Annotated in this window: 7 protein-coding genes and 1 riboswitch; of the genes, 2 read left to right on the top strand and 5 right to left on the bottom strand. The window is 41.2% G+C overall.

What is annotated here, in order from left to right; all coding sequences use genetic code 11:
- The 4 genes from E2980_RS23505 to E2980_RS23495 all read right to left on the bottom strand — a co-directional run.
- On the bottom strand, positions 1-770 hold a 770-nt coding region (locus tag E2980_RS23505), incomplete at its 3' end, for a branched-chain amino acid ABC transporter substrate-binding protein (protein WP_135154641.1).
- A 366-nt stretch (positions 771-1,136) separates the two neighbouring features.
- Positions 1,137-1,781: a response regulator gene (locus tag E2980_RS23500; protein WP_338080756.1), complete on the bottom strand. Its 645-nt coding sequence runs from the start codon at positions 1,779-1,781 to the stop codon at positions 1,137-1,139.
- A 215-nt stretch (positions 1,782-1,996) separates the two neighbouring features.
- Positions 1,997-2,140, bottom strand: coding sequence for a hypothetical protein (locus E2980_RS24400; RefSeq protein WP_167747241.1), 144 nt, complete (start codon positions 2,138-2,140; stop codon positions 1,997-1,999).
- A gap of 24 nt (positions 2,141-2,164) precedes the next feature.
- Positions 2,165-2,791, bottom strand: a complete 627-nt coding sequence (locus E2980_RS23495) for a TVP38/TMEM64 family protein (RefSeq protein WP_135154640.1) — start codon at positions 2,789-2,791, stop codon at positions 2,165-2,167.
- A 193-nt stretch (positions 2,792-2,984) separates the two neighbouring features.
- Between E2980_RS23495 and E2980_RS25265 the strand changes: the two genes are divergently transcribed.
- Both E2980_RS25265 and E2980_RS23490 read left to right on the top strand, forming a co-directional pair.
- Positions 2,985-3,338: a four-helix bundle copper-binding protein gene (locus E2980_RS25265; RefSeq protein WP_476695918.1), complete on the top strand. Its 354-nt coding sequence runs from the start codon at positions 2,985-2,987 to the stop codon at positions 3,336-3,338.
- Between the two features lie 158 nt (positions 3,339-3,496).
- A complete protein-coding gene (locus E2980_RS23490) occupies positions 3,497-4,399 on the top strand; it encodes a cupredoxin domain-containing protein (protein WP_135154639.1) in 903 nt (300 codons plus the stop codon).
- 66 nt (positions 4,400-4,465) lie between these two features.
- On the opposite strand, the gene E2980_RS23485 is transcribed toward E2980_RS23490, so the two are convergent.
- A complete protein-coding gene (locus E2980_RS23485) occupies positions 4,466-4,969 on the bottom strand; it encodes a C40 family peptidase (RefSeq protein ID WP_135154638.1) in 504 nt (167 codons plus the stop codon).
- 3 nt (positions 4,970-4,972) lie between these two features.
- Positions 4,973-5,105: riboswitch (cyclic di-AMP (ydaO/yuaA leader) on the bottom strand.
- Between the last annotated feature and the right edge of the window lie 319 nt (positions 5,106-5,424).

Below are 5,424 nucleotides of genomic sequence, written 5' to 3'. Positions count from 1 at the left end.
GGAACGGTGATGCCTTTCTCGCGCGCTTGTTTAACGATCAGGCCTCCTTCGTTGTACAAGCCGCCGAAGAAGATAAAGTCCGGCTTTTTGCTCAATACTTGGTTCAAGACGCCGTTAAAATCTTTTTCCCCGACGGTAATGCCTTCATAACCGGCAATCGTTGCGCCCAGTCCCTCGGCCGCGGTCTTAAACGCTTCCGCCAATCCTTGACCGTATGAAGTCTTGTCTTGAATAACGAAAATATTTTTCGCGCCGACCGTTTTCACCGCATATTCAGCGCCGGCCGGTCCTTGGAAGTCGTCGCGAGCAACGACACGGTTAACGACTTTCAACTTACGGTCGGTGACATCCGTTGCCGTATTAGCCGGAGAAATCATCGGGATATTGTATTTCTCGTAAACAACGGAGGATGGAATGGAAACTCCTGAGTTCATATGTCCGAGAACGGCCAGAATCGCCTTATCGGCGCCGATCATTTCGGCGTTGGCAACCCCTTTTTTCTGGTCGCCTTGGTCGTCGTATGGAACGAACTGCAGGTCGAAACCAAGCTTCTTAAATTCTTCTTTCCGTTCGTCGAGCGCCATTTGCCCTCCGAGCTTGACCGCTTCCCCTTGAACCGAGCTTCCTCCCGACAGAGGGGATTGCGAAGCAATTTTGATGACGGTCAGATCGCCGCTCGATCCATCGGAATCATTCGTTCCGCATGCTGCCAAAATACCGATCATAAGTACGGAAATCATAAGTGCCGCAAATGTTTTTTTCATCTTCATATAATCCTCCCTAAGTATGATTGCACTTCTAATAGTCGCTTCGGCTTTGTTGGCGACTTTGATGCTGTACTGCAACCGCGCACTTAACCCGTTTTAGAAACTTATCACCTCGACAATAAAAATGGAAATCGTTTTAAGAAACGGAAAAGCCATATGTCTACCTTTTTTACATTATCTTTTCCTCTACAAAACCCTACATGATCCTACATAAAAAGTTACATTTGACGAAAATAAAACTTACATCATGTTCTTTTATGAAAGATCCGTAATTGTAATTACTCATGTATCCGTTTGCAAATTATGAATTGCATTTTGCATGTTAAGATATTTAACAGATAAACATACAAATATCACAAAATCATTGTCTCATTTTTTCCAGCCCTCCATATAAAAGACTTTCAAAAATTTCTTTATGTTTGCCTTTCCTTTTTCAGGATTCAGCTCTACGTCCATTAACTTCATTCTCATTCGGACGTCTTGAAAATCAAAGTAAAGCGGAGCATAATATTCAAACTTAGGGTTGCTATAATCCGTTAAACCGATCGAAGCTAAGTTATTTAACGCAGTCATGATGGTTCGCCGAATTCGCTGCTCAATCGCTTTGCTTTCTTTCTCAACGTCTTTCTTGTTTTGTTTATAGGTTTGGGCTGCCGATTCATATAATTCTTTTAACGGCGGGGAGCTGTCTGCCTGCCGATGTTCTATTAAATACTCTATTAAGGAAATGATATCTTTACTTCCGATTTCGCCGATGATTCCCATGTCCATTAAAATAACCATCGCAATATCACGAACGGGCCGTTCTCTACGAACCGTCGATAAATCAACGACACCCAATTTCGCCAAAGATTGTTTGATTTCCAAGATATAACGTTCGTATTTCCACCTTTCATTTACCTTAACCAATACGGCTTCTACTTCCACTCGATTAATCGGCTTATGAATAAAAAACTCGATCCCTTTCTGATAAGCCTTTCCGACCATTTCTTTATTCTCTATTTGCGAAATCATAATAAATTTACCGCCCCCTCTATCCCCCCTCACGCCGTGCCTGTAACCTCGCCAAGCCTACAATCCTCAATAATATTTTGCAGCATCCGTCTGCTGACCGCATCGTCATCAACTATCACGAAAGAAAGCGACATTGACTTCTCCCCCTTGTGTTAAACCGGATATTGGAAGTCGAACAATCATTTTGGACCTGCTTGTTTTAGTTCACTGCCATATTACATACCGGAAGCCGGAACGATTTCGAGATGGTGATCGATCTGACCTTGTATATTATAGGAGATATCCTTAAGCAATCCGGTAATCCAAGCAAGCCGTCCGCCCCTAATTCCAACCCTGGTAAAGAAATTTATTACACTCATTCCTGATGCACCCATACTGAATTCTCAAGTATGTTTGGAGTAGATTCGAAATACACCATACACTAAAAATAAGAAAAATCCGTACACGCTTATTGTGATGATCGTAATCTTAAAGTCTGGTGCATTGAGAAATTGAGCACCTAACAAAGAGACCATTAGGATAAAGGGGATCTTTCCAAGTATGGTCGCATAGAGATAGACTTTCCATGGTATTCTCATAATCGCCGCAAAGATATTTATGGCTTGAGCAGGTATGATCGGTAATAATCGGGCAAACAAAACAGCAAAAAAAGGGTTGCGTTCGGCATATGTAGTGAAGAATACAATTCCTCTCATATTAGCGGCTTTAAATCGTCCTTCTTCAGAAAAAGTAGCCCGGACAAATATAAACAGAATGATTGCTCCCAATACAGAAATGGCAATATTCACGCAAGCACCTATCAACGCGCCATATTTTGCTCCAATGACGACCGCCACTATCCCATACGGAATGGCGGGAACTATTGAAATGAGTAATGCGGATAGAAATATCAAAATATCAACATACCAGACAGTTTCAGAAGACATCCATCGAATCAAAGGGCTTCTGTATACTGCAAGAACAACTGCTGCCAATATGTATATTCCGATAATTAAACTTTTCTTTAACATTCGGATTCCCTGCCCCTACTTTTTTACAGAATCAGCTATCTATTCATAATAAGTACTTCAACCTGTAGTGTAAACCAACATACACTAACATGTTAATCGCTAACCAACAAAATATAAGTGAATTTCATTGGATCAGGACATTAGCACAATGAATACTTTACCAAAGTGATAACAAATTAAAGGAGAGCTGATCATGCTTCAATCTCAGATGATGATGTCAACAGGAACGCTTCGAATGCTTCAAGATTGCGCAAGTATGTGTTATAAAACGTGTGATATGATTTTGAATAGACCGGATGTACATTTAAGGAGACACCAATTAAAATTATTAGCCGATTGTGCATCCGTTTGTGATCTGTGCGCCAAATTCATAGCTGGAAATAGTTTACTAATGAAGTCAATTTGCGAGTATTGTGCATATGTATGTGAGGTCTGTGGAAATGAATGTCTAAAACACCCTGATCAAGAATCCCAAATGTGTGGACAGATGTGTTTGAACTGCGCTAGAGAATGTCGTTCTCTTGCAATGCAACTTAAATACAGCTAATGGAGCAACAACAACCTGAATCCATTTATACATAGGATTCAGGTTTTTTTATTATTTCTTACAAGGATAACAATTCCCTGAAATGTTTATCAGGGTTATTCATATATTTGTTGGTCAAGCCATAATGTTTTTATAGATAGGGTAAGGGGGTATATGGTATGGATACAATTCTGTTTGGTGGTTTATTTGGCATACTTACCGTCTGGATCACAGCTTTCATCGTTACCTTTCGCAAGCACTTAACCTGTATGGTCGGTATGATGGCAGCGATGGTTCTGGGAATGACGGTTGGTTTAGCATTGGGAACCCTGTTAACGTTATGGCTGCCTGGTCAATTCTTTCAATCTACATTGATTAGCATACTAATCGGAGGAGCCATTGGAATAATGGCCGGGGCACCTATCAGTTTAATGGCCGTAATGGATGGATTATTGTCGGGGATCATGGGCGGAATGATGGGAACAATGCTCATGGTGATGATGCCTGCCCCTTATGCTGGGGTAATGGTAAAAATCATGTCCGTTCTTTGCTGCGGTATCGTATTTCTGCTGTTTCTAATGCTTCATGGGGAGATCAAAACCGACGTTTTAAGACAAAAATCTTTTCTACTTTCCAAGCCCATCTCTATGTTCTTGGCTATTGCGTTAGTTCTTTCGTTCACACTTTTAAGCCAAAACGATCATATTTCAAGGCACCAAATGGTTTCACCTAACCCCATTCCAGAGCATTCCAGGCACATACATAATCTTTCCACTAATCAGATTGATGCAGGAGATAAGGTAGACAACGAACTTGTTATACGGGCAATGGAATTTTCCTTCACACCATCCTCTATCCGTGTCATTGTGGGACAAAAGATCAAACTTACACTGGACAATACAGGACAAATAGAGCATGACTGTGAAATTGCCGGTACAAACATTCATATTCATGCAGCACCTGGCAAAAAAAGCAGCATGATCGTTAGTATAGATAAAGCGGGATACTATCAGGTGATCTGCACCCTACCCGGTCATAAAGAAGCCGGTATGACTGCATCCATTCATGTCGTAAATGCCTAACACAGAGCAAAATAAAAATCACCCTTGGAAGGGTGATTTTTTAAAGCAGGTTTGTCCTATAGCTTATTATTTCAGTTCGTTAGAATCCTCTTTTATCTCGTGTTCGTCGTTAATCATATCCTCATAGTTTTCACCAGTAACAACACGGCGAGCGGTCACATATCTCTTGGCATAATATGAATCGGACATATTGCTTATTCGCACGCCGTTGCTGCTGGAAGAATGAGCGAATTTACCGTCACCTACATATATTCCTGCATGAGAAACCCCTTTGCCATTGGTATTGAAAAATACGAGGTCCCCTGGACGAAGATCATCTTTAGCAACTTTGGTTCCGACTTGAGATTGGGAGCTAGATGTTCTTGGTAGTTTGGTATCATATTGTTTGAAGATATACAAAATAAACCCTGAACAATCAAATCCACTCGTGGTTGTTCCTCCCCATTTATATGGGGTGCCGACCACTTCGTCTACCGATTCTCTCAAATCAATTTGGTCTGCATAAACACTTCCTCCACTAAAAGTAAAAAACATGATGATTCCTAGTAACGACAGGACAACTTTCTTCAATGCTGATACTCCCTTCGGTGCCTACGAGGTTAGCTGAGGGTTCGGTTGAAGGTTCCCTATAACCCTTGTAACAAGGTTAATTCACCCAAAATTGGTTCCCCCGTTTCTCAATTTGAGAATTCGGCAAATGTTGTTTTTACTATTGCATGTTGTAGTATATTTCGAGTTTCGGTGTCGAATCCCTCCCTGAGGTAGATTAGAATTCTATCATTTTCCTCCTTAGGTACAATCTAACGACAAATAAACAGAACTTTCCTGAATCTGGCAAGTTCTGTTTATTTGTTTTCTTATGATTTAAGCGTAAGCGTCAAATCTTCCCCACCTTCGCTCCCTTCAACGGTTATGGGATAATCCTCCTCAGTATCAAATCGAGGAGGATTTTTCATGACCAAAGAAGATGTTCGTAAGAAATGGGAAGCTCGCGTCACTGCTTACCGATCTAGCGGCGAGAAAGC

Source organism: Cohnella luojiensis, assembly GCF_004564235.1.
GTDB lineage: Bacteria > Bacillota > Bacilli > Paenibacillales > Paenibacillaceae > Cohnella > Cohnella luojiensis.
This window is presented reverse-complemented; position numbering and strand designations above follow the sequence as displayed.